25 protein-coding genes are annotated in these 22,036 nt (G+C 65.8%); 18 read left to right on the forward strand and 7 right to left on the reverse strand.

What is annotated here, in order from left to right; genetic code table 11:
* Positions 1-21 precede the first annotated feature (21 nt).
* From motB to flhD, 4 genes are all read right to left on the reverse strand, one after another.
* Entirely contained in the window at positions 22-1,002 is a 981-nt protein-coding gene (gene motB / locus F9Z44_RS17310; protein WP_159607956.1) for a flagellar motor protein MotB, read from the reverse strand.
* A gap of 18 nt (positions 1,003-1,020) precedes the next feature.
* A complete protein-coding gene (motA, locus tag F9Z44_RS17315) occupies positions 1,021-1,881 on the reverse strand; it encodes a flagellar motor stator protein MotA (protein WP_159607957.1) in 861 nt (286 codons plus the stop codon).
* Positions 1,882-2,118: 237 nt separating this feature from the next.
* Complete coding sequence (flhC, locus tag F9Z44_RS17320; protein ID WP_159607958.1) at positions 2,119-2,655, reverse strand: flagellar transcriptional regulator FlhC; 537 nt, start codon at positions 2,653-2,655, stop codon at positions 2,119-2,121.
* 47 nt (positions 2,656-2,702) lie between these two features.
* Positions 2,703-3,038: a flagellar transcriptional regulator FlhD gene (gene flhD, locus F9Z44_RS17325; protein ID WP_056268595.1), complete on the reverse strand. Its 336-nt coding sequence runs from the start codon at positions 3,036-3,038 to the stop codon at positions 2,703-2,705.
* Positions 3,039-3,508: 470 nt separating this feature from the next.
* Here flhD and F9Z44_RS17330 point away from each other — a divergent pair, with 470 nt between their 5' ends.
* From F9Z44_RS17330 to F9Z44_RS17345, 4 genes are all read left to right on the forward strand, one after another.
* Positions 3,509-4,693, forward strand: a complete 1,185-nt coding sequence (locus tag F9Z44_RS17330) for a flagellin (protein WP_159607959.1) — start codon at positions 3,509-3,511, stop codon at positions 4,691-4,693.
* 145 nt (positions 4,694-4,838) lie between these two features.
* The gene (gene fliD, locus F9Z44_RS17335) at positions 4,839-6,215 is read left to right on the forward strand and encodes a flagellar filament capping protein FliD (RefSeq protein ID WP_159607960.1); all 1,377 of its coding nucleotides are present in this window, start codon (positions 4,839-4,841) and stop codon (positions 6,213-6,215) included.
* A gap of 189 nt (positions 6,216-6,404) precedes the next feature.
* Entirely contained in the window at positions 6,405-6,833 is a 429-nt protein-coding gene (gene fliS, locus F9Z44_RS17340; protein ID WP_159607961.1) for a flagellar export chaperone FliS, read from the forward strand.
* Position 6,834: 1 nt separating this feature from the next.
* The gene (locus tag F9Z44_RS17345) at positions 6,835-7,137 is read left to right on the forward strand and encodes a flagellar protein FliT (RefSeq protein ID WP_159607962.1); all 303 of its coding nucleotides are present in this window, start codon (positions 6,835-6,837) and stop codon (positions 7,135-7,137) included.
* Between the two features lie 141 nt (positions 7,138-7,278).
* Here the strand turns inward: F9Z44_RS17345 and fliE are convergent, their stop codons facing one another.
* Positions 7,279-7,593, reverse strand: a complete 315-nt coding sequence (fliE, locus tag F9Z44_RS17350) for a flagellar hook-basal body complex protein FliE (protein ID WP_159607963.1) — start codon at positions 7,591-7,593, stop codon at positions 7,279-7,281.
* Between the two features lie 183 nt (positions 7,594-7,776).
* On the opposite strand from fliE, the gene fliF reads away from it, so the two are divergent.
* The 13 genes from fliF (at position 7,777) to fliR (ending at position 19,067) form a co-directional block, all read left to right on the forward strand.
* A complete protein-coding gene (gene fliF / locus F9Z44_RS17355; RefSeq protein ID WP_159607964.1) occupies positions 7,777-9,453 on the forward strand; it encodes a flagellar basal-body MS-ring/collar protein FliF in 1,677 nt (558 codons plus the stop codon).
* Between the two features lie 148 nt (positions 9,454-9,601).
* Complete coding sequence (gene fliG, locus F9Z44_RS17360; protein ID WP_159607965.1) at positions 9,602-10,600, forward strand: flagellar motor switch protein FliG; 999 nt, start codon at positions 9,602-9,604, stop codon at positions 10,598-10,600.
* Positions 10,584-11,297 carry a FliH/SctL family protein gene (locus F9Z44_RS17365; protein ID WP_159607966.1) on the forward strand — a complete coding sequence of 238 codons (714 nt, stop codon included), beginning with the start codon at positions 10,584-10,586 and terminating at the stop codon, positions 11,295-11,297. The genes fliG and F9Z44_RS17365 overlap by 17 nt, the downstream gene beginning before the upstream one ends.
* A complete protein-coding gene (gene fliI, locus F9Z44_RS17370) occupies positions 11,290-12,765 on the forward strand; it encodes a flagellar protein export ATPase FliI (protein ID WP_159607967.1) in 1,476 nt (491 codons plus the stop codon). Before F9Z44_RS17365 ends, fliI begins: the two co-directional genes overlap by 8 nt.
* Complete coding sequence (gene fliJ, locus F9Z44_RS17375; protein WP_159607968.1) at positions 12,762-13,235, forward strand: flagellar export protein FliJ; 474 nt, start codon at positions 12,762-12,764, stop codon at positions 13,233-13,235. Before fliI ends, fliJ begins: the two co-directional genes overlap by 4 nt.
* On the forward strand, positions 13,232-14,542 hold the full coding sequence (locus F9Z44_RS17380; RefSeq protein ID WP_159607969.1) for a flagellar hook-length control protein FliK: 1,311 nt from the start codon (positions 13,232-13,234) through the stop codon (positions 14,540-14,542). The genes fliJ and F9Z44_RS17380 overlap by 4 nt, the downstream gene beginning before the upstream one ends.
* Before the next feature lie 191 nt (positions 14,543-14,733).
* On the forward strand, positions 14,734-15,315 hold the full coding sequence (locus F9Z44_RS17385) for a flagellar basal body-associated FliL family protein (protein WP_159607970.1): 582 nt from the start codon (positions 14,734-14,736) through the stop codon (positions 15,313-15,315).
* Positions 15,316-15,330: 15 nt separating this feature from the next.
* Positions 15,331-16,335, forward strand: coding sequence for a flagellar motor switch protein FliM (gene fliM / locus F9Z44_RS17390; protein WP_159607971.1), 1,005 nt, complete (start codon positions 15,331-15,333; stop codon positions 16,333-16,335).
* On the forward strand, positions 16,325-16,747 hold the full coding sequence (gene fliN / locus F9Z44_RS17395) for a flagellar motor switch protein FliN (RefSeq protein WP_159607972.1): 423 nt from the start codon (positions 16,325-16,327) through the stop codon (positions 16,745-16,747). The genes fliM and fliN overlap by 11 nt, the downstream gene beginning before the upstream one ends.
* 21 nt (positions 16,748-16,768) lie before the next feature.
* The gene (locus tag F9Z44_RS17400) at positions 16,769-17,125 is read left to right on the forward strand and encodes a FliO/MopB family protein (protein WP_159607973.1); all 357 of its coding nucleotides are present in this window, start codon (positions 16,769-16,771) and stop codon (positions 17,123-17,125) included.
* Positions 17,112-17,906, forward strand: coding sequence for a flagellar type III secretion system pore protein FliP (gene fliP / locus F9Z44_RS17405; protein WP_159607974.1), 795 nt, complete (start codon positions 17,112-17,114; stop codon positions 17,904-17,906). The genes F9Z44_RS17400 and fliP overlap by 14 nt, the downstream gene beginning before the upstream one ends.
* A 7-nt stretch (positions 17,907-17,913) precedes the next feature.
* Positions 17,914-18,183, forward strand: a complete 270-nt coding sequence (gene fliQ / locus F9Z44_RS17410; RefSeq protein WP_056268638.1) for a flagellar biosynthesis protein FliQ — start codon at positions 17,914-17,916, stop codon at positions 18,181-18,183.
* Positions 18,184-18,299: 116 nt separating this feature from the next.
* Positions 18,300-19,067: a flagellar biosynthetic protein FliR gene (gene fliR / locus F9Z44_RS17415; protein ID WP_159607975.1), complete on the forward strand. Its 768-nt coding sequence runs from the start codon at positions 18,300-18,302 to the stop codon at positions 19,065-19,067.
* On the opposite strand, the gene F9Z44_RS17420 is transcribed toward fliR, so the two are convergent.
* Positions 19,064-19,810, reverse strand: a complete 747-nt coding sequence (locus tag F9Z44_RS17420; protein ID WP_159607976.1) for a sulfite exporter TauE/SafE family protein — start codon at positions 19,808-19,810, stop codon at positions 19,064-19,066. The genes fliR and F9Z44_RS17420 overlap by 4 nt on opposite strands.
* A 220-nt stretch (positions 19,811-20,030) precedes the next feature.
* Here F9Z44_RS17420 and F9Z44_RS17425 point away from each other — a divergent pair, with 220 nt between their 5' ends.
* On the forward strand, positions 20,031-20,426 hold the full coding sequence (locus tag F9Z44_RS17425; RefSeq protein WP_159607977.1) for a VOC family protein: 396 nt from the start codon (positions 20,031-20,033) through the stop codon (positions 20,424-20,426).
* 18 nt (positions 20,427-20,444) lie between these two features.
* Here F9Z44_RS17425 and F9Z44_RS17430 read toward each other — a convergent pair whose 3' ends face one another.
* On the reverse strand, positions 20,445-22,025 hold the full coding sequence (locus F9Z44_RS17430) for an MFS transporter (RefSeq protein WP_159607978.1): 1,581 nt from the start codon (positions 22,023-22,025) through the stop codon (positions 20,445-20,447).
* Between the last annotated feature and the right edge of the window lie 11 nt (positions 22,026-22,036).

A 22,036-nucleotide genomic window follows, 5' to 3' on the forward strand; every position in this document is an offset into this window, starting at 1 on the left:
TGGGGTGGAGACGGTGGCCGTTCAGCCGCCGCTCCCTGAAGTTGATTTCGTCACTTCGGCGGGAATCTGAAGCGCGGGTGCCATGGATGTTTCAACGACCGTCGCGGCAGCGCCTGGCGCTACGACCGCAGGGATGGGGCTGGGCGTCATGCGGTCCTCGGCCGCCTGCGTCATCACCACGATGCTGATGCGCCGGTTGATCGGATCGGTGGGCGTCTCGGGCCGCAGCAGCCGGCTGGAGGCCAGGCCTTCCACGCGGCGCAGCTTGTTGTCGGGCAGACCGCCCGAGACCAGCTCGCGGCGTGAGGCGTTGGCCCGGTCGGCCGAGAGCTCCCAGTTGCTGTAACCGCGCTCGCCGCTGCCATAGGGTGTGGCGTCGGTGTGGCCCGCGAGAGCAATGCTGTTTTCCACGTCGCCCAACGCTTTGCCGATCTCGTGCAGGATGTCGCGCATGTAGGGCTTCACCAGCGAGCTGCCGGTGTCGAACATCGGGCGGTTCTGCTGGTCCACGATCTGGATGTGCAAGCCGTCGGTGGTTTTCTCCAGCTGGATCTGCGAGCCGAATTCGGCGAGCTTGGGACTCTTCTCGATCAACACGGTGATCTTCTTCTCCAGCGCGTCCAGCCGCGCGGATTCCTGGCGGGCCTTGAGCTCCTGGGCCATCTGGGCCCCCATCATCTTGGCGGCACGCTCGGCCTCGCCGCTGTCCATCTGGCCAAACGACTTGCTCAGGTCGCGTCCACCGCCGGGCAGGATGCTGCTGCTGTTGCCGGTACCCGGCCCCCCCATGAGCGAGACCTTCACCGGCGACTGGAAGTAGCTCGCGATGCCGTCGAGCTCACCCTTGGCGGTGGAGCCCAGCAGCCACATGAGCAGAAAGAAAGCCATCATGGCCGTCACGAAGTCGGCGTAGGCGATCTTCCAGGCGCCACCGTGAGCGGCATGGCCGCTCTTCTTGATGCGCTTGATGATGATGGGTTGAAGTTTTTTGCCGTCCGCCATGCTGTGCTTTCCGCTGGATTACTTCTTGCCTTTGACGTGGGCTTCCAACTCATTGAAGGTCGGGCGCACGTCGGAGAGCAGCACCTTGCGGCCGAACTCGATGGCGGTGGCAGGCGCGTAGCCCTGCATGCTGGCCAGCAGCGTGGTCTTGATGCACTGGAATTCCTTGCTGCTCTCTTCCACCTTCTGGTCCATCAGGCCACCGAGCGGCTCGAACACGCCGTAGGCCAGCAAGATGCCCAGGAAGGTGCCGACCAGGGCGGAGGCGATCATGCCGCCGAGCACCGCGGGCGGCTGGCCCACCGAGCCCATGGTGTTCACCACACCCAGCACGGCGGCCACGATGCCGAAGGCCGGCAGACCACCGGCCAGGCGGCCGATGGCGGCCACCGGCGCGTGCGCTTCCTGGTGGTGGGTTTCGATCTCGCTGTCCATGAGCGACTCGATCTCGTGTGCGTTCAGGTTGCCCGAGACCATCATGCGCAGGTAGTCGGTGATGAACTCGACCACGTGGTGGTCGGCGGCGATGGTGGGGTACTTCTTGAACACCGCCGAGTCGTGCGGGTTCTCCACGTCCTGCTCGATCGCCATCAGGCCTTCCTTGCGCGCCTTCTGCAAGATGTCGAACTGCAGCGCCATGAGCTCCATGTAGCGCGCCTTGGTGTAGCGGCTGCCCTTGAAGCAACCGGCCAGGCCCTTGAACGAGGCCTTGACCACCTTCATCTGGTTGTTGATCAGGAAAGCCCCCAAGGCCGCGCCCAGGATGGTGGTCATCTCGAACGGCAAAGCCTTGAGCACCACGCCGATGTTGCCGCCGTGGAAGATGTAGACGCCGAAGATGCAAAGCATCGAAACGACAAAACCGATGATGACGAACATGTGTTTGGGCCTGAAAGAGGACGCGGCACCCGGGTGACGCGTGACTTTGGGGGAATGCCTTATCTATCGACCAACTCTAGGTGCGATTGAAGGGACCCATAAACGCGAAATGGACCCGCATCGGGGTCCATTTCATGTTTTGAAGGCCGTGGCCGCCGCGCCGGGCCCCCCAAGCAAGGCCGCACCCCCTCGGGGGAGCAGCGACCCGCGCAGCGGCGGAGCGTGGGGGCTCAAGTTTCAGTGCAAGCGGAGCCCGCCTGAGGCCGCGCCCTTGCCGGCACGCGCCGGAGGCTGGCACAGGCCGCACACGAAGTGGCGGTTCTCGTAGGGCTCGGTGACGAAGTTGCCACCGCAGCAGGTGCACTTGGTCAGGGTCAGCATGCCGTTGTCCACGAACTTCACCAGGCGCCAGGCGCGGGTGACAGAGAGGATGGGCTCGATCGAGCTGGCCGTCATCTGGTCGTTGTACAGGCGGAAGGCCTTGATCACCGTGTCGATCTCTTCGAGTTCGCTGGTCTTGCTCAGGTACTCGTGGATGTTGAGGAACAGCGAGGCGTGGATGTTGGGCTGCCAGGTCAGGAACCAGTCGGTGGAGAAAGGCAACTGGCCTTTCGAGGGGCTCTTGCCCGCCACTTCCTTGTACAGGCGCAACAGGCGCTCATACGACAGAGAAGTTTCGTACTCCAGCACCTGCAGGCGCGCACCGAGCTGGATCAGGGCCACCGCACGTTCGATGTCGCGGGACTCGTTGAGGATGCTTTTGCCGACGGCCATGGTGTGCTCCTGGAGCGTGAGGGAAGGAAAACTTGTAACCGCGCAGATCAGTGGGCGGCCATGGACTCGGCGAACTTGCCAGCCATGAGGATGCTGGCGTGCAGCTGCGTGGTGGTGGCGTTGTCCACCTTCTTCACGTTGTGGCTGGTCAGCAGGTTCCACACCAGGTCGTCGTCCACACGGAAGCGGCACAGCAGCATGTTGGAAGACGCGATCTTCAGCAGTTGCGCGGTGGACAGCATGCCCAGCAAGTCGGCGGCTTCTTCGGTCAGGCCCAGGCGGAACAGCGCTTCGGCGCGGTCCTTGCGGATCAGGTTCTGAGCCAGCATCAGATAGGTCAGGTTGGCTTCGCGGATTTCTGCCAGGAGTTGTTCGCTGTCCATGATGTTTCCTTCGGTGGTGGGGTCAGTGCTGTTGGCGACTTGCTTACAACTCCTGACCCGATGTATGTAATTGTGTCGAGGCGTAAAAAAACTTGAATCGGTAAACGGCTGTACCGGGTGTCAGGAGTTCAGCACCCGCGTGTCATCCAATCACCTACGTCTTTGGTTCTCAAAGCGGTCCTGCCTCTGCAGGCGCCACGCGGCAAAGCACCGAACAGGACCCCTGTGCACCGTCTTATCTGCGAAACGAATTTCAAGCAGGGCTAAAGAATCTGCCCAGGTCTCCGAAATTGAACTCAACGGACTTCTAGAAAGGTTCGTCGTCCGGCAAGTGAAGCGGCGAGTTGGAAGAGACCTGGGGTCCATCCGGCGCGTGCAGCCAGCTCCGGTCATGGCGGCCAGCCTTCTGGCTGGCGTTGAGATTGGCAGCAATGCCGGATTACTTTTTATCCATCCTTTAGGAGTTAGTTATGACCACCATCAATACGAACGTGATGTCGATGACCGCCCAGCGCAACCTGTCCTCTTCGGCAGGCGCACTGGCCACTTCCATGCAGCGCCTGTCCTCGGGTCTGCGTGTCAACAGCGCCAAGGACGACGCTGCTGGCCTGGCGATCTCGGAGCGCATGAGCGCCCAGGTTCGCGGCCTGAACGTGGCAGCCCGCAATGCCAACGACGGCATCTCGCTGGCGCAGACCGCTGAAGGTTCGCTCGGCAAAGTCGGCGACATGCTGCAGCGCATGCGTGAACTGGCTGTGCAGTCGGCCAACGCCACCAACAGCGACACCGACCGCACCGCCCTGCAGGCCGAAGTGAGCCAGCTCAAGCAAGAGATCCAGCGTGTTGCCGACACCACCCAGTTCAACGGCACCAAGCTGCTCAACGGCGGCTTCACCAACCAGACCTTCCAGGTCGGCGCCAACGCTGGCGAGTCGATCAACGTGGCTTCGATCGCCGATGCCAACCTGACCTCGCTGGGCAACGCCGACACCGGTGCTGCTTCGGCAACGGGCGCAGCAGCTGCCGCCACCGCCTTCGGCACGGCCACCGCCATCGGTGACCTGACGATCACCGGCAAGAGCGGTGTTGCCGTGGACATCGGCATCATTCCCGCCTCGGGCAGCGCCGCCAACCGCATCAACCAGGTGGTCAGCGCCATCAACGCCAAGTCCGGCGAAACCGGTGTGAACGCAGCCTACAACTCGACCACCGATTCGATCGACTTCACCGCCACCGAAGAAGGCACCTGGGACGGCTCCTTCACCGTCGGCGGCGCTGACGACGGCACCCTGACCGGCATCGACGCCGCCACGGGCCTGACCTCCACCGCCGGCACCACCGGCGCCCTGGACGTGCTGGACGTGTCGTCCACCGCTGGCGCCACCGCCGCGCTGACGCAGATCGACAGCGCACTCGACGCGATCAACAGCTCGCGCGCCAACCTGGGCGCCCTGCAGAGCCGTTTCGAGAACGCCGTGAGCAACATCCAGATCCAGTCGGAAAACATCTCTGCCGCCCGCGGCCGTATCGTGGACGCCGACTTCGCCAAGGAAACGTCCAACCTGTCGCGCGCACAGATCCTGCAACAGGCTGGTACCGCCATGGTGGCCCAGGCCAACCAGGCACCCCAGGGCGTTCTGTCCCTGCTGCGTTGATCGCTTGACCGCAAGAGCCGCACCTTCGGGTGCGGCAACCGGGGCGGCGGTGGTGGTGAAAACCGCCCCGCTGCTTCGGCGCTTGCGGGATATCCAGGGTGCATGAAAGTGTTCGTGCTCCCTGCATATCCCGAGAAGGAAATCCATGGCCTCCATCACCTCTCCCGGTCTTGCCAGCGGCATCGACGTCAAAAGCATCGTGTCGCAGCTGGTTGCTCTGGAGCGTGCTCCGCTGCAGCCCTTGCAGCGACAGGCGACCAGCTTCCAGTCGAAGATTTCCATCCTCAGCACGATCAAGTCCAGCATCGACAACCTGGGCACGCTGGCTGCCAAGCTGGGCGATCCCAAAAACTGGAGCGGCTTCAACGCCACCTCCAGCAATGCTGCAGAGGTGGCGGTTTCAGCGACCTCCACGGCAACGGCCGGGCGGTTCTCGCTGTCGGTGGCTTCGCTGGCTTCCTCGCAGTCTGCAGCCAGCGGTGTGCTCAACACGGCCAGCGGACTCGGTACCGGCACGCTGAGTTTTTCGGTCGCGGGTGGAGCGATCAAGGACGTCGAGATCCTGGCGGGTGAGGACAGCCCTGCGGCGATTGCCGCGAAGATCAACAGCAGCGACGTTGGAGTGACCGCAACCGTTCTCAAAGATGCTTCCGGCGAACGCATCGTCATGCGTGGCAAGGAAACCGGCGCGGCCAACACCTTCACCGTGGCGGTCACGGGCGGGAACGCAGACGGCTTGCAGAAACTGGCTTTCGGCGGCGGGGCCCTGGGCGGCATGACCCAGGCCCAGCCTGCGGCCAACGCGAAGTTTTCGATCGATGGCGTGGATCTCGAGAGTTCCACCAACCAGCTCTCGAACACCGTGCCCGGGTTGACGCTCACGCTCAAGAAGCCCACAACGGCTGCGGTGGACATCAACATCAGCGCCGACACCGAAGGCATGAAAAAGAACATCCAGGCTTTCGTCGATGCTTACAACAGCATCAGCACCTTGCTGACCACGGCCACGGCCTACAACGAAACCACGAAGACGGCGGGATCCCTGCAGGGCGACAGCACCGCCGTTGGCCTGCAGAACGCCCTGCGCGGCATGATGCGCTCCGTCACCGGCAACGGCTCTTTCACCAGGCTGGCCGACATCGGTATCGTCGCGGCGCAGAACGGCACGCTGGAGGTCAAGGCCGACAAACTCACCGCTGCCATGGAGAATCTTTCGGCGGTTCGCAACCTGTTCACGTCTGAAGATGGCGATGCAACGACCGTGGGATTTGGCTTGAAGGTCAAGGCGTTCGCGGACGGTATTGCGGGCACAGCCGGTACGCTGAACGCCAGAACCGACTCGTTGAAGCAGGCGGTGACCCGAAATGGCAAGGAACAGGACCGCGTGAACGATCGCGCCGCCCGGGCCGAGGTCCGCTACCTGGCGCAATACAACGCCATGGACGCCGCCGTGGGACGCTTGAGCGGCCTGGGCGCCTTCGTGAACCAGCAGGTGACGATGTGGAACAAAAGCTCCGGATAAAGCCCGATCAGGACCTCGCCAACCCGACCCTGCGCACCCCCTGCACGGTCGGGTTTTTCACGCCTGGTGTCTGGTTACACGATGGAACACGACAACATGAAATTCACCCCCCATTTCCCCGCCAAGGCGCCTACAGTCCCCACGGTGCGTGCCGATACTGAAAGGTATCAGCCACAAGGAACCGAAGCCATGTTTACCTCTGTGAATTCACGAGCCGCCTCCGCCTACAAACGGGTTTCCGCCGACACCGGCGTGACCACCGCCGACCCGCACCAGCTGGTGGGCATGCTGTTTGACGGCCTCATCCAGTCGCTCAACGCCGCACGCGGCGCCATGGAGCGTGGCGAGATCGAAGCCAAGGGCATGGCCGTCGGCAAGGCCGTGCGCATCCTCGAAGAAGGCCTCAAGGGCGGTTTGAACATGGCCCAAGGCGGTGACCTGGCCAAGAACCTGAGTGGTCTGTACAGCTACGCCGTGCAGCGCCTGACCCTGGCCAACCTGCGCAACGACCGCGCGCTGGTGACCGAAGTGATCGGCCTGATCGAGCCGCTGGCCGATTCGTGGAAGCAGATCCGCAGCACCGCCGCCGCTGCGCCCGCCACGGGCCAAGGGGCCTGACATGGAGCACACCTTGCTGGACTACTACAAAGCGATCGAGCGCACGAGCAGCCAGATGCTCGACGCGGCCAAGACCGAAAACTGGGACCAGGTGGTGCGCCTGGAAGGCGCCTGTGCGGTGCTGATCGCGCAGCTGCGCTACAAGTCGAAAACCGACGAGCTGGCGCCCGAAGACCGCAAGGAAAAGACCAAGATCATGCAGCGCATCCTGCGCACGGATGCCGAGATCCGCAACCTGGCCGAGCCGTGGTTGAACGACCTGGCGCAACTCATCGACAGAAATCAGCCCCAGCCGATGCATTGAAAACGACAGGAGAACGGGGAAGGAAAAATGGGTCCGGCGCGAAATGCCCGAACCCAGAGATGCCGCGGAACTGGCTTTGCCAGGCCGCAGGCATCGTCCCCCCAACGGGGGGAAGCCGCGTGAGCGGCGCAGGGGGGGCTTCTAAACCCCCATGTTCATGATGTCTGTGTAGGCTTGGACCATGCGGTTGCGCACGTGAAGAGTCGCCTGAAACCCGACCTGGGCCTTCTGCATGGCCAGCATGGTTTCTTCCAGGCTCACCTTGGGGTTGCCCAGCTGCACCTGGGTCTGCAGGCGCGAGGCCTCGTCCTGTGAGGCGCTCACACTCTTGAGCGCGTCCTTGAAGTTGGCGGCAAAGCCACCCTCGACGCCGCCCACGCCGCCGGGGCGTTTCAGGTTGGTCTGGCCAACGCCGGTCAGCGCCTGGCTGGTCATAGGGGAGATGCGCATGTCCATGGCAGATTCCTTCCACAAAATGGGATGCGTCGATGCTAGGCGGCGAGCGGCGCGCACGCGGCGGGAATAAGGGCACAAAGCACGGCCTTATCAAGGCTATGGCGCAGGGGGTGGGGCCGAATAATCGGTTGCAACGGGATGTTCTTCGTCCCGAAACAGACCCTCTACCCGAGCCCTGCACCCATGAGCACCACCCTGGCACCGATAGAACTCCAGCCCGCGAGCCGCAGCGCTTTCGGCGAAGGCCTCTCGCGCATGGACCAAGCCCAGAAGATCAAGCTCGGTCTGGGTGCCTTCGCCCTGCTGGCGATCGCCCTGGCCTTCTTCTTCATGGGCCGCCAGCCCGAGTACCGCGTGCTCTACGCCAATCTGGGCGACAAGGACGGCGGCGCCGTGGTAGCCCAGCTCTCGCAGATGAACGTGCCCTACAAACACGCCGAGGGTGGCCAGGCCATCCTGGTGCCGGCCGACAAGGTTCACGACACGCGTCTGCGCCTGGCCTCGCAAGGTCTGCCCAAAGGCTCGGTCACCGGCTTCGAGCAGATGGAGTCCAACCGCTTCGGCATGACCCAGTTCCAGGAACGCCTGACCTTCCAGCGCGGCCTCGAAGGCGAACTCACCCGCTCGATCCAGTCGCTCTCCTCGGTGCAGAGCGCGCGCATCCACCTGGCCCTGCCCAACCAGAACGGCTTCTTTCGCGAACAGCAGAAACCCAGCGCCTCGGTGCTGCTCACGCTGCACCCCGGCCGCACGCTCGACCGCGCCCAGGTGGCCGGCATCGTGCACCTGGTGGCCTCCAGCGTGCCGGAGATGAACCCCAAGGCGGTGAGCGTGGTGGACGACGCCGGCAGCCTGCTCTCGGCCCCGGCCGACGCGCAAGCCCAGGGCGCCGACACGCAGAAGCTGCAGTACACCCAGCAGATCGAACAGCTCTACACGCGCCGCATCATGGAGATGCTGGAGCCCCTGGTGGGCCGCAACAATGTGAAGGCCCAGGTCAGCGCCGACGTGGACTTCTCCATGGTCGAGTCCACCAGCGAAGAGCACAAGCCCAACCAGAGCCCCGACACCAGCGCGGTGCGCAGCCAGCAGACCGTGGTGGACGGCGCCGCCGCCAGCGCCACCCCCTCGGGCGTGCCCGGCGCGGTGAGCAACCAGCCCCCCGTCACCGGCACCGCGCCTGTCAACGGCGCGGCAGCTCCGGTGGGCGTGAACGCTCAGGGCGGCGCCGACAAACCCGGCACCATGCGCCGCGAGTCGGTGGTGAACTACGAAGTGGACAAGACGGTGAAGGTGGTGCGCGAGTCCAGCGGCCAGATCAAGCGCCTGAGCGCCGCCGTGGTGATCAACCACCGCACCACGACCGACAAGGCCGGCAAGGAGACCACCGTGGCCATCCCTGCCGCGCAGCTGGAGCAGATGACCGCCCTGGTGCGCGAGACCATCGGTTTCAGCAAGGAACGGGGCGATTCGGTCAACGTGGTCAACGCACCCTTCAATGTAGAGAAGACCAGCGAAGTGGCGGAACCCGCCTGGTGGCAGCAGGCCGACAACCAGGAATTCCTGCGCGGTCTGGCGTGGCCGATCGGCATGGTGGGCCTGGGTCTGCTGGTGCTCATGGGCATGGTGCGCCCCGGCCTCAAGCTGATCAAGTCCCCGGTGCGCCGCGACCAGACCGAACTGCAACCCCTCAACGCCATGCTCAACGAGGCGCCCGAGCGCCCTGGCCTGCCGATGCCGAGCAACGAGCCGACACCGGAGAGCCAGCGCATCAGCGACGCCAAGCGCCTGGCGCTGGAGAACCCCATGGCCGTCGCCAACATCGTCAAAGGTTGGGTGAACGGCGAATCGCCCGCCTAGAACCATGAAACACCCCCGCCTCGCTTCGCTCGACCCCCTCAAGGGGGCGGCACCTACGGTCCGGCAAAGCCGGTGCCGTGGTGCCCCTGGTGTGGGGCACATCGCTCCGACTTCATTTTTCTGCTGCGCATAGACAAGGAACAAGAACATGGAAGACCAGGGAATCCAGGACGCCGCGATCTTTCTCATGTCCATTGGCGAGGAAGAGGCGGCCGAGGTGTTCAAGCACCTCAGCCCCAAGGAAGTGCAGAAGCTCGGCGAGACCATCGCCAAGACACGCTCGGTCTCGCACGAACGCGTGGACCAGGTGATGCAGAAGTTCACCGGCGCGGCCTCCTCGCAGAGCCTGCTGGTGTCCGACACCGACAACTACGTGCGCGCCGTGCTCAAGCGGGCACTGGGCGACGACAAGGCCTCGCTGCTGATCGACCGCATCCTGCAGGGCGGCGACGTTTCGGGCATCGAGAGCCTGAAGTGGATGGACCCGGCGTCCATTGCCGAACTGCTGCGCAACGAACACCCGCAGATCGTGGCCGCCATCCTGGTGCACCTCGAATCCGACCAGACCGCCGGCGTGCTCAAGAACTTCACCGAGCGCACCCGCAACGAAGTGATGCTGCGCATCGCCACGCTCGAAGGCATCCAGCCCACGGCCCTGAAAGACCTCAACGAGGTGCTGTTCAAGGTGCTCGCCGGTGGCGACAAGATCCGCAAGACCTCCATGGGCGGCGTGAAGACCGCCGCCGAGATCATCAACATGATGGGCACGCAGATCGAGACCTCGGTGATCGATTCGATCCGCGAATTCGACGCCGAACTGGCGCAGAAGATCATGGACAAGATGTTCGTGTTCGAGGACTTGCTCAAGCTCGACGGCAAGGCGGTGCAGATGGTGCTCAAGGAAGTGGCCACCGACTCGCTGGTGGTCGCGCTCAAGGGCGCCACCAACGAACTGCGCGAACTGGTGCTGGCCAACATGTCCACGCGCGCGGCCGAAGCCTTGCGCGAAGACCTGGAGTCGCGCGGCCCGATCCGGCTCTCGGAGGTGGAGACGCAGCAGAAGGAAATCCTGAAGGTCGTGCGCCGCCTGTCCGACGAAGGCCAGATCATGATCGGTGGCGGAGGCGAAGATGAAGCCTTCGTTTAAGCCCACGCCGAAGTCCAGCCCGCACTCGCGCTTCATTCCGCGCGAGGAAATCGAAGGCGTGGCCGCCTGGCACTTCTCGGCGGTGGACGGCAGCGAGGACAACCTGCAGCAGCCCGGCGCCGACAACACCGAAAGCGTGACCAGCGAAGCCCTGCTGGAAGCGCGCCAGCAAGCCCATGCCGAGGGCTTTGCCCGGGGTCACGATGCCGGCGGCCAGGAGGTGCGCGATGCCCTCGAAGCCACGGTGCGCAAGACCGCCGAAGAGACCGCCGTGCGCATGGCGCAGCTGCTGCACAACACCAAGGACCACCTGCACAAAAGCGAGGAGAAGATCTCGCGCCACATCCTGGAACTGGCCTGTGACCTGGCCCGCCAGGTGGTGCGCCAGACCATCGCCATCGACCCACAGCACCTCAAACCGGTGATCGCGGAGGCCTTGTCGCAACTGGTTGACGACGGCCTGCCCGCCACCGTGCGCATGAACCCGGGCGACCTCGCGCTCATGAAGGGCGTGCTGCAGGAGACGCTCAACAGCCCGCTGCCCGAGTTCGTGGCCGACGCCCAGATCAGCCCCGGTGGCTGCCTGATCGAGTCGAGCACCTCGGCGGTGGACGCCACGATCGAAAAGCGATGGTCGCGCGCCGTGGGCAACCTCGGCATGAACATGGCCTGGAACCCGGGAAATACCGATGTCTGACAGCACCTTTGGCACCGAGAGCCGCTGGGGCAACTTCATGGACGACGTGCGCGTCAACGCCAGCGTGGAGACCCCGCTGGAGGTGCGCGGCACACTCACCCGCCTGGCCGGTCTGGTGCTGGAGGCCGTGGGCCTGAAGGTGCCGGTGGGCTCGCAGTGCCTGATCAGCAACGGCAGCAAGGCGCCGGTGCTGGCCGAGGTGGTGGGCTTTTCAAACGACCGCGCCTTCCTCATGCCCGCGGGCGACACGCATGGCCTGTCCAGCGGCGCGAGCGTGACCCCGCTGGCGCCCTACCGCACGGTGCCGCGCGTGGGCCACGCCAACAAGCCCCCTTCGCCCGACGACCGTGGCACGCTGCGCCTGCCGCTGGGCAAGGGCCTGCTCGGCCGTGTGGTCGACTCGCACGGCAACCCGATGGACCACCAGGGTCCGATCACCAACGTGGACATCGAGCCGATGGACCGCGCGCCACTCAACGCGATGGACCGCGACCCGGTGCGCACGCCGCTGGACACCGGGGTGCGCGCGATCAACGCCTTGCTCACCGTGGGCCGTGGCCAGCGCATCGGCCTGTTCGCCGGCTCCGGCGTGGGCAAGAGCGTGCTGCTGGGCATGATGGCGCGCTACACCAAGGCCGACGTGATCGTGGTCGGCCTGATCGGCGAGCGCGGCCGCGAGGTGAAGGAATTCATTGAAGACATCCTGGGTGTGGAGGGCCGCAAGCGCTCGGTGGTGGTGGCGGCTCCGGCCGACGCGCCACCGCTGGTGCGCATGCAGGGCGCTGCCTACGCCACGGCGATTGCCGAGCGCTTCCGCGACGACGGGCTCGATGTGCTGCTGCTCATGGACTCGCTCACCCGCTACGCCATGGCACAGCGCGAGATCGCGCTCGCCATTGGCGAGCCGCCCGCCACCAAGGGCTACCCACCGTCGTGTTTCGCCAAGCTGCCGCAGCTGGTGGAGCGCAGCGGCAACGGCCTCAACGGCGTGGGCTCGATCACCGCCTTCTACACCGTGCTCTCCGAGGGTGATGACCAGCAGGACCCGATCGCGGATGCGGCGCGCGCCATCCTGGACGGGCACATCGTGCTCTCGCGCTCGCTGGCCGAGTCGGGCCACTTTCCGGCCATCGACGTGGAGGCCTCGGCCTCGCGCGTGATGCACAACGTGGCGGGTGCCGTGCACCTGGAGCTGGCGCGCAAGTTCCGCGGTGCGTATTCGCGCTACATCAAGAGCCGCGACCTGATCCAGCTCGGCGCCTATGTGCCGGGCAGCGACCCCGAGACCGACCGCTCCATCGTGTTGTATCCGGCATTGCAGCGCTTCCTGATGCAGGACATGAACGAAGCGGCCACCCTGCCCGAGAGCCTGCAGCAGTTGCAGGGCGCGCTGCAGGAAGACCGGCCGGGCAACCCGCAGCGCCAGTCCCGCCCCCACCACAACCCCTATGAAGGCAAGCAGGCATGACCACGATCCAGACGCTCAACAAGGTCGTTGAAATCGCCGAGAAGCGCCGCGACGAGGCGCTGGGTGCGCTGGGCCAGATGCAGCGCGAACTGCAACAGGCGCAGGACCAGATGGACCAGCTGCAGGCCTACGCACAGGAGGCCGAGCAACGCTGGGCCATGCGCGCCGCGGCCGGCATCGACACCGCGCTGCTGATGCACCACCGCCAGTTCATGGCCAAGATCGACCACGCGCTGGACTTCCAGCGCGGCGTGCTGCGCGAGCGTGCGGGTCTCATCGAGCACGCCCAGGGGCAGGTGCACGTGTGCGAACGCGACGTGGCCGGCCTGCGCAAGTTCACCGAACGCAAACAGCTCGCGGTGCAACACCGCGTGCAGCGCCAGGACCAGAAAAACACCGACGAGATGGCTCTGGCCATCCACCTGCGCCAGAGTCTGGCGCGGGCACAACAGGAAGGCATGCGCACATGAGCACCACCACCGCTACTTCCAGCGCACCCAGGCCCGTGGAAGCCAGCGCCAAGCCGGCCCAGGCCGGCGCGCGCGCGCAGGACCACAAGCCCGAGGGCGGCGACATCTTTGCCAGCCTGCTCAGCCTGCTGGCCAACACCCAGGTGCTGCCCGAGGCCGCCACGGCACCCGGCACAACGCTGGACGCCACCGCCACCAACGACAAGGAAGAACCGGACAGCACCGAGAACCCGCTGGCAGCGCTCCTGGGCTGGGGCCTGCCCGGCGCGGCCGACGCCGCCCTGGGCCACCGGGCCGCAGGCCAGGGCGCTGATGACAACATCGGTTTGCCCGGCGCGGCCTGGTCGATCGACCGCACCGCCACCGCCACCATCGACAGCGCCACCCTTCGTGCCGACGGCCAGATCGACATCTCGGACATGACCCCGGTGGAGTCCACCCCGCTGGAGTTCGCCCCCAAGGGCGCTGTAGCCCTGCCGGCCAACGCCGTGCGCCCGGGCTCCGCCTTTGTGCCCACGGTGCGCGCGCCCGACGCGGCGGCCGGCAACCTGGCGGGCACGCCGTGGCGCCACGCTTCACTGGCCAGCACCGAGACCCTGGCCATCCAGCAAGCGGCCCACCAGGCCGCACAAACCGCCTCCGTGCGCAGCACCGTGGCGCTCGACGAACGCTTTGGCGCGGCCCCCGGCGTGCCACTGGCCTCCACCGAACAGCGCGAAGTCACCACCGAAGGTTTTGGCCTGACCACCTCGGCGGGCGGCCGAGCACCGGAAGCGACCACGGCCCTGCCCGGCGCTGTTTCTGGCGAGGGCGCGGCCGGTTCGGACAACACCGGCGCGGACGCCGGCACCTCCAGCCAGTCGGATGGACAAGCCGACAACCCCTTTGCCGAGGCCAACGCCGGCGACGAACCCACCGTGACCCACTGGGGCAACCAGCACCTGCGCCACGCCAGCCTGCGAGTGGGCGGCGAAGCGGGCGAGCAAGCCATCGACATCCAGCTCTCCATGAAGGGCCAGGAGGTGCAGGTGGAGTTCAAGACCGACAGCGCCGAAGCGCGCGCCTCGCTGCGCGAGAACGCTGGCGAATCGCTGGGCGACCTGCTGGGCAGGAGCGGCATTCAGCTGGGTGGCGTGTCGGTGGGCGCCCAGGGTCAGCCAGGAGCGCGCAGCGAGGCTGGCTCAGCGCGGCAGAACGGTGTGCGGGGGGTGGCACAGGCGATCAACGCATCATCAGCAACGCCAGCCAGACAAGCCCAGACCAGCCCCCGCGCCGACGGCAGCCAGCCGCTGGACGTGTTCGCCTGAACAGGTTCACCGGCCCCACACTCCGCCGTTTCGCGGGTCGCTGACCCCCCCAGGCGAAACCGGGAATAAGCGCCTTTTCAGCCGCTTATCTGGCGACCACCGCCAAGCCCCCCGCCCAATAATTCTTCAAACCCCACACGTCTTCCGCGTGTGACGCCCTCCTCCCAGCGAGGGCTCTTTGAAGGATGCCCATGTCTGCTGCCGCCACCGCCACCGCTGCTCCCGCCGAGAAGCCGAAGAAAAGCAAGAAACTGCTGTTCATCATCGTCGGCGTGGTGTTGCTGGCCGCCATCGGTGCCGGCGCTGCCCTGTTCGTCATGAAGAAGAACGCCGCGGCCGACGAGGACATGGGCGACGAGGAACCCGAGGTCACCCACCAGGCCAAGGACCCGAAACATGCCCCGGCCTTCCTGCCGCTGGAGAACATGGTGGTCAACCTGGCCGACCCGGGCGGCGCACGGTTCATCCAGCTCGGCCTGACGCTGCAACTGCAGGACGCCAAGACCGAAGCCGATGTGAAGACCTACATGCCCAGCATCCGCAGCGACATCCTGCTGCTGATCTCGCAGCGCACGGCCGACGAGATGCTGCAGGTGCAGGGCAAGGCCAAGCTGGCCAGCGACATCATCGCGGTGATCTCCCAGGAGATGGGCTACGACGTGGCCGCGCACGAGGCCGAAGCCGGCGAAGACGCGCCGAAGAAGAAGAAAAAATCCAAGGCGCCGCCGAACCCGGTGCAGGCCGTCCTGTTCTCCAGTCTCATCGTTCAGTAACCGGAACGACACACCATGGCCGACGCATTTCTGTCCCAGGAAGAGATCGACGCCCTGCTCGAAGGCGTCACCGGCGAGAGCCAGAAGCTCGCCAAGGAAGACGCGCCCAGCGGCGGCGTGCGCGACTACAACCTGCAAAGTCAGGAGCGCATCGTGCGTGGGCGCATGCCCACCATGGAGATCGTCAACGAGCGTTTCTCGCGCAACCTGCGCCTGGGCCTCTTCAACTTCATCCGCCGCAGCCCCGAGATTTCGGTGGGCGCGGTGCAGGTGCAAAAGTACAGCGCGTTCCTGCGCGAGCTGGTGGTGCCGACCAACTTCAACATCATGGCCATCCGCCCCCTGCGCGGCAACGGTCTGGTGGTGTGCGAGCCCACCTTGCTGTTTGGCGTGATCGACAGCCTCTTTGGCGGCAACGGCAAGTTCCACACCCGCATCGAAGGCCGCGACTTCTCGCCCACCGAGCAGCGCGTGATCAACCGCCTGGTGGACGTGGTGGCCGAGGAATACAAGAAGGCCTGGCGCGGCGTGTACCCGATCGAGCTGCACTACCAGCGCTCGGAAATGCAGCCCCAGTTCGCCACCATCGCCACCCCCAGCGAGATCGTGGTCTCCACCAGCTTCACGCTGGAGATTGGCGACATCACCGGCTCGCTGCACATCTGCATTCCCTACGCCACGCTGGAGCCGATCCGCGACGTGCTGTATTCCAGCGTGCAGGGCGACGCCATCGAGGTGGACCGTCGCTGGGTCAAGCTGCTCAGCCACGAGATCCAGGCCGCGGAGGTGACCATGGTCGCCGAGCTGGCCCAGACCGAGGCCACGGTGGAGCAGCTGCTGGCCATGCAGATCGGCGACTTCATCGAACTGGATCGCAACCCCACCATCCAGGCCCATGTGGACGGGGTTCCGATCTTTGAAGGCCAATACGGCACCCACAAAGGCAAATACGCACTTCGCGTGGAGCGCAATCTGCGCGGCATCGATACGAACTGGCTCGGAGAAAACCATGTCCACTGACACCTCTCAAGACTCCATCGCCGACGACTGGGCCCAGGCCCTGGAAGAACAGTCGATCACCAGCGCCGGCAACGACGGCCCGCACGTGTTCGACGCCACCGCCACGACCGTTCCGGCGGGCACGGGCAACAACAGCGGCAACCCGATGCACGACATCCAGATGGTGCTGGACATCCCGGTGCAGCTCTCGGTGGAACTCGGTCGCACGCGCGTGCCGATCAAGTACATCCTGCAGCTCGCGCAGGGCTCCATCGTCGAGCTCGATGCGCTCGCCGGTGAACCCATGGACGTGCTGGTCAACGGCTACCTGATCGCCCAGGGCGAGGTGGTGGTGGTCAACGACAAGTTCGGCATCCGCCTGACCGACATCGTGACCCCTTCCGAACGCATGCGGCGTGTGAGCCGGACCTGATTGTCCCAACCGAGTACACCCATGTTGCAAAACGCGATGCCCGCGCTGCTGCTGCTCGCCTTGATGGTGGGCCTGGCCTTCGCCCTGAAGTGGGCACGCCGCCGCCTGCCCGGCATCGCCGGCCACAGCGGCCCGGCGTTGCGCGTGCTCTCCAGTCTCTCGCTGGGACCACAGCAACGCGTGGTCACGGTGCAGGTGGGTGACGGCGCCGAGCGCATCTGCCTGGTGCTGGGTGTGGCCTCGGGCAGCGTGACCGCGCTGCACCAGATGCCGCTGCCGGCCGAACTGCCTGTGGTGCCTGCAGATCCCACGGCACCCGCCGCCGGCTTCGCGGCACGTTTGACCCAACTCATGAAGGCTCCCCATGCGCCGCGTTAACTGGCTGCAAGGCGGTCTTGTCTTTGGCGCACTGGCGCTGTGCGCCGCCGGTGCGTGGGCGCAGGCGCTGCCCATTCCCGCCGTGCCCGCGGCGGCGGCAGGCACCGGACCGTCCCTGCCCCTGATGATCGGCCAGGGCAGTGGCAGCACCAGCTACTCGGTGCCGATCCAGACCCTGCTGTTCTTCACCGCGCTGTCGTTCCTGCCGGCCGTGTTGCTGCTCATGACGGGTTTCACCCGCATCGTGATCGTGCTCTCGCTGCTGCGCCAGGCCCTGGGCACGCAGTCGGCCCCGCCGAACCAGGTGATCGTGGGTCTCTCGCTGTTCCTCACGCTGTTCGTGATGGGCCCCACGCTGGACAAGGTGTATGCCGACGCCTACGAGCCCTACTCGCGCAACGCCATCACCTTTGACCAGGCGCTGGAGCGCGGCCAGGGCCCCATGCGCGCCTTCATGCTCAAGCAGACGCGCCAGTCCGACTTTGAGCTCTTCGCCAAGCTGGCGAAGCTGCCAAACGATGTGACCGCCGAGAACGCGCCGTTTCGGGTGCTGGTGCCGGCCTTCGTCACCAGCGAACTCAAGACCGCGTTCCAGATCGGTTTCATGATCTTCATCCCCTTCCTGGTGATCGACATGGTGGTGGCCAGCGTGCTGATGTCGCTGGGCATGATGATGCTGTCGCCAGTGCTGGTGGCGCTGCCGTTCAAGCTGATGCTGTTCGTGTTGGCCGATGGCTGGAACCTGCTCATTGGCTCTCTCGCTGCTTCGTTTGCACAGTAGGTGAATCATGGATCCCCAAGCCGCTCTCACGATGGCGCAGAACGCGCTCTTCATGTTGCTCATGGTGGCCGCGCCCGTGCTGGCCACGGTGCTGGCAGTGGGTCTGGTGGTGAGCCTGTTCCAGGCCATCACGCAGATCCACGAGGCCACGCTGGCCTTCGTGCCCAAGCTGATCGCGGCCATCGCGGTGTTCGCCATCGCCGGGCCCTGGATGATGACCACCATGGTCGAGTTCATCCGCAGCACGATTTTGTCGATCCCCAACTACGCCATCTAGATGGAACACCCCCGCCGCGCTGCGCGCGACCCCCTCCAGGGGGCGGCACCTGAGGCCCGGCAAAGCCGGTTCCTCGGTGCCACTGGGTTGGACATTTCGCTCCGGGCAGGTTGACCATGCCGACGTTCACCGAAGCGCAGGTGATGGCGCTGGTCTCCCCGGTGTTCTGGCCCTTCCTGCGCATCCTCGCCGTCTTCTCCAGCGCGCCCATCTTTTCCTCGCGCTCGGTGCCGCTGCGCACACGTGTGGCGCTGGCCTTCCTGGTGGCGGTGTGCGCCCAGGCTGGCCTGTCCGGACAGCCCATGATCGCGATCAACGATCCGCAGGCGTTCTCGGTGGTCATGCAGCAGGTGGTGGTGGGCATCGCCATCGGTCTGGCCGTGCGCATCGTGTTCGCCTCGGTGGAGCTGGCCGGCGAGATCATCGGCCTGCAGATGGGCCTGAACTTCGCCGGCTTCTTCGATCCCTCGACCAACGCACAGTCGAGCACCGTAGGCCGGTTTTTCGGCAATACCACCATGCTGCTGTTCGTGGTCATGGGCGGCCACCTCATGCTGCTGCAGGCGGTGATCGCCAGTTTCAACACCTTTCCCGTGGGCGGCGGCGCGCTCGATTCGATCAACCGCATGCAGTTGCACGAGCTGGGCGCCGTGGTGTTCCGCTACGGCCTGTGGATCGCCCTGCCCATGATCGGCATGCTGCTTTTCGTCAACATCGTGCTGGGCTTCGTCTCACGCATCGCACCGCAGATGAACGCCTTTGCCATCGGCTTCCCGCTCACGCTGTCGGCCGGTCTGGTGGGCATCGCGTTCACCTTGCCCATGCTGGACGCACCGGTGCTCGCGCTCATGAAGCTGGCCACCGAGATCTTCACTGGCGGCTAAGACAGCAGGCGCGGCACCGCCGCCACCAGCATGGTCACGCCCGAGAGCGCCAGCAGCGACAGCACCAGCTTGCGAAACGCCACCTCGCTCAGCCCCACGTAGAGCCGGGCGCCCAGCATCACCGGCACCAGCAGCGCCACCGCCACCACCGGCAGCAGCGGCAACATCTCGCGCGTGACCGCGCCGGTGGCCACATAGCCGAGCATGGTGAACGACAGGGCCGCGAGGTTGAAGTTCTGCACGATGGCGCGCTGGCGGTCTTTCTCCATGCCGCGCAGCGTGCACCACAGCGTGGGCACCACGCCGGTGAAGCCGCCGATGCCGCCCATGAAGCCGCCCGCCGCGCCGGCCACGCCATCGGCCAGGCGACCCCCGCGCGAAACGCGCGGCAGGCGCGACGACACCAGCATGGCCGGGCACCACACCACCAGCACGCCGCCCAGGATCAGCTTGAAGAGATCGGCATTGAGGTGCGGCAGCACGGCGACGCCGATGGGAACACCCACCGCCCCGCCGGCCAGAAAAGGCCACAGCGCGGGCCAGCGAAAGCCGCGCCGGGTGGTGAACACCGCCACGAGTTGCCCGGTGAGCGAACCGAACACCGCCAGCACCGCGGCCACGCGCGGGTCGATGCCCCAGACCCAGAACGACATGGCCACCATGCTGAAGGCGAAGCCCGAGAGCCCCTGCACAAAACCGGCCACGGCCGCGCCAACCACCAGCAACCAGAGTTCGGGTGTCATGCGGGGAACAGGAGGTTCAGGAACATGCGGCGAATCATGGGCGGACTTTCAGAAGAAGGCGTTGAACGAGGGAACGAACAAGGCGAAGGCATCACCGCATTCTTGCCGCTGCCGGCACTGGTCACGCGCAGCCGTTCGGCCTATGCTCGCAGACCCGGCAAAGCAACCGGTGGTCTGCTGTCTGCAGCCGGTGTGACCGAGCTGGGCGAAAGGATTGCACATGCTGACCAATGCATCCGTCACGACCATGCTGCCTGTCATCGACATGGCACGCGCCCGCGCTTTCTACGAGGGCTCGCTGGGTCTGCAACCCGGCGGCTTCAAGCCCGACGGCAAGTTTGTCTACGCGGTGGGAGGCAGCACCCTGGCGCTGTTTCCCAAGCCTGAAGGAACCAAGGCCGACCACACCGCGATCAGCTTCCAGGTGACCAACATCGACGCCAGCATCGCAGAGCTCCAGCGCAAGGGTGTGGTCTTCGAGAACTACGACTTCCCGGGATTGAAGACGATCGATCACGTGTGCGTGCTGGGCTCGGAAAAGGCCGCCTGGTTCAAGGACACCGAGGGCAACTACCTCTGCCTTCACGAAGACCTGCCACCGGGCACGACCACCTGATGCCCGGCGGGTGCGTCCTCACCGCTCGGCGATGTAGTGCGACATGGTCGCGCTCTCACCCTCGGCGAGGAATGCACGGATCTCGGTCTCCAGTGCGTGGTCGGCCACGGTGGCGCGGGCGCGCTGGTGCAGGTAGTCGGCCCACGAGTCCACGATGAATCGCTCCACATAGCGCGAAGGTTCGCCCAGGTCCCGGTAGACGCGCCAGAAGCTCGCGCCGTCGCGACGGCGCGGGTCCTTCATGCGGCTGATGGTGTCGAGAAAGGCCTGATCAACGCCGGACTGGATGCGGTAGCCCACCTCCACCGCCACCGGTCCGGCCGCCGGGCTGGGCTCGTCCACCACGAAGAGTTCGTCCCAGGGCGTGCCCTGCGTCACCTCGTGCAGCGCGCCCATGCGCAGCGGAAACGGGCGCACCAGCAACAAGCCCGCGGCCATGACCACGCCCGCGGCCACCAGCGCGGCGGTGAGCCCGGCGATGTCGGACACCGCCCCCCAGAAGGCCGAGCCGATGGCGAACGCACCCAGCGCGGAGACGATGTGCAGCGCCACCGCACGCGAGCGCACCCAGGGCGGCGCGCTGGCCTGGGTGGCGGTGTTGAAGGTGGACATGGTGGCCATCCAGGCAGCACCGCCAAAGGCCATGGCAACGTAGACCACCCAGGGCACTCGCACCCACGCGGCCAGCAGCATGACCACGGCGAACACCACGCAGCTGATGGAGACGATCACGTCCAGCGCGAACCGCGCGCGCAACCGGCCAATCACCAGGCCCGAGGCCACCGCGCCGGTGCCCAGGCAACCCATGAGCAGACCAAAACCCTCGGCGCCGGTGCCCAGCTGGCGCTGCGCGATCACGGGCAGCAGCGCCCACAGCGCCGAGCCGGCCGCGCTGAACGCCATCACCCGCACCAGTTGCGCCAGGATGATGCGCGAGTGCCAGGCAAAGCGCAGGCCGCTCAGCGTGCCGCCCCACAGCCGCTCGGGCGGCAGACTGGACGGTGGGTGCGCCCGCGGCGGCCAGCGCCGGATCGACTCCCACATCACCAGCGTGGTGAACACGGTGACCACGAACACCCAGCCCGCGCCCAGCCGCGCAAACAGCAGACCAGCCAGCGTGGGGCCGATGGCGCGCGCCGCGTTGTAGGCGATGCCGATGGCGGTGATGGCCTGCGGCCATTCGTCTCGCGGCACCGGATCGACCACCGAGGAATTCCAGGCCGGCGTGAGCACCGCTGTGCAACAACCGCACACGAACACCAGAAACAACACCGACCCCGGCCCGCCCCAACCGGCCAGCACGAGCGCAGCCAGCAAGGCACAGGCCGCCACCTGCGCACTCAACGCGCCCGAGATCAGGCGACGGCGGTCGGTGGTGTCGGCCAGCACACCCGCGGGCAAGGCCAGCAGGAACATGGGCAGGAACACCGCCGTCTGCACCAGCGCGGCGAGAAACGACGAACCGGTGAGCTCCACCATGAGCCAGGCAGCCGCCATGGTCTGCATGCCGGCGCCGATGAAGAAAACCGCTCCGCAAATCCACAGGCCCCGAAAGGCGGGTTGGCGCAGGGGGCTCCAGATCGAGGGGGAGGTGGTCATGGGACATTATT

It is taken from the genome of Hydrogenophaga sp. PBL-H3 (assembly GCF_010104355.1).
Taxonomy (GTDB): domain Bacteria; phylum Pseudomonadota; class Gammaproteobacteria; order Burkholderiales; family Burkholderiaceae_C; genus Hydrogenophaga.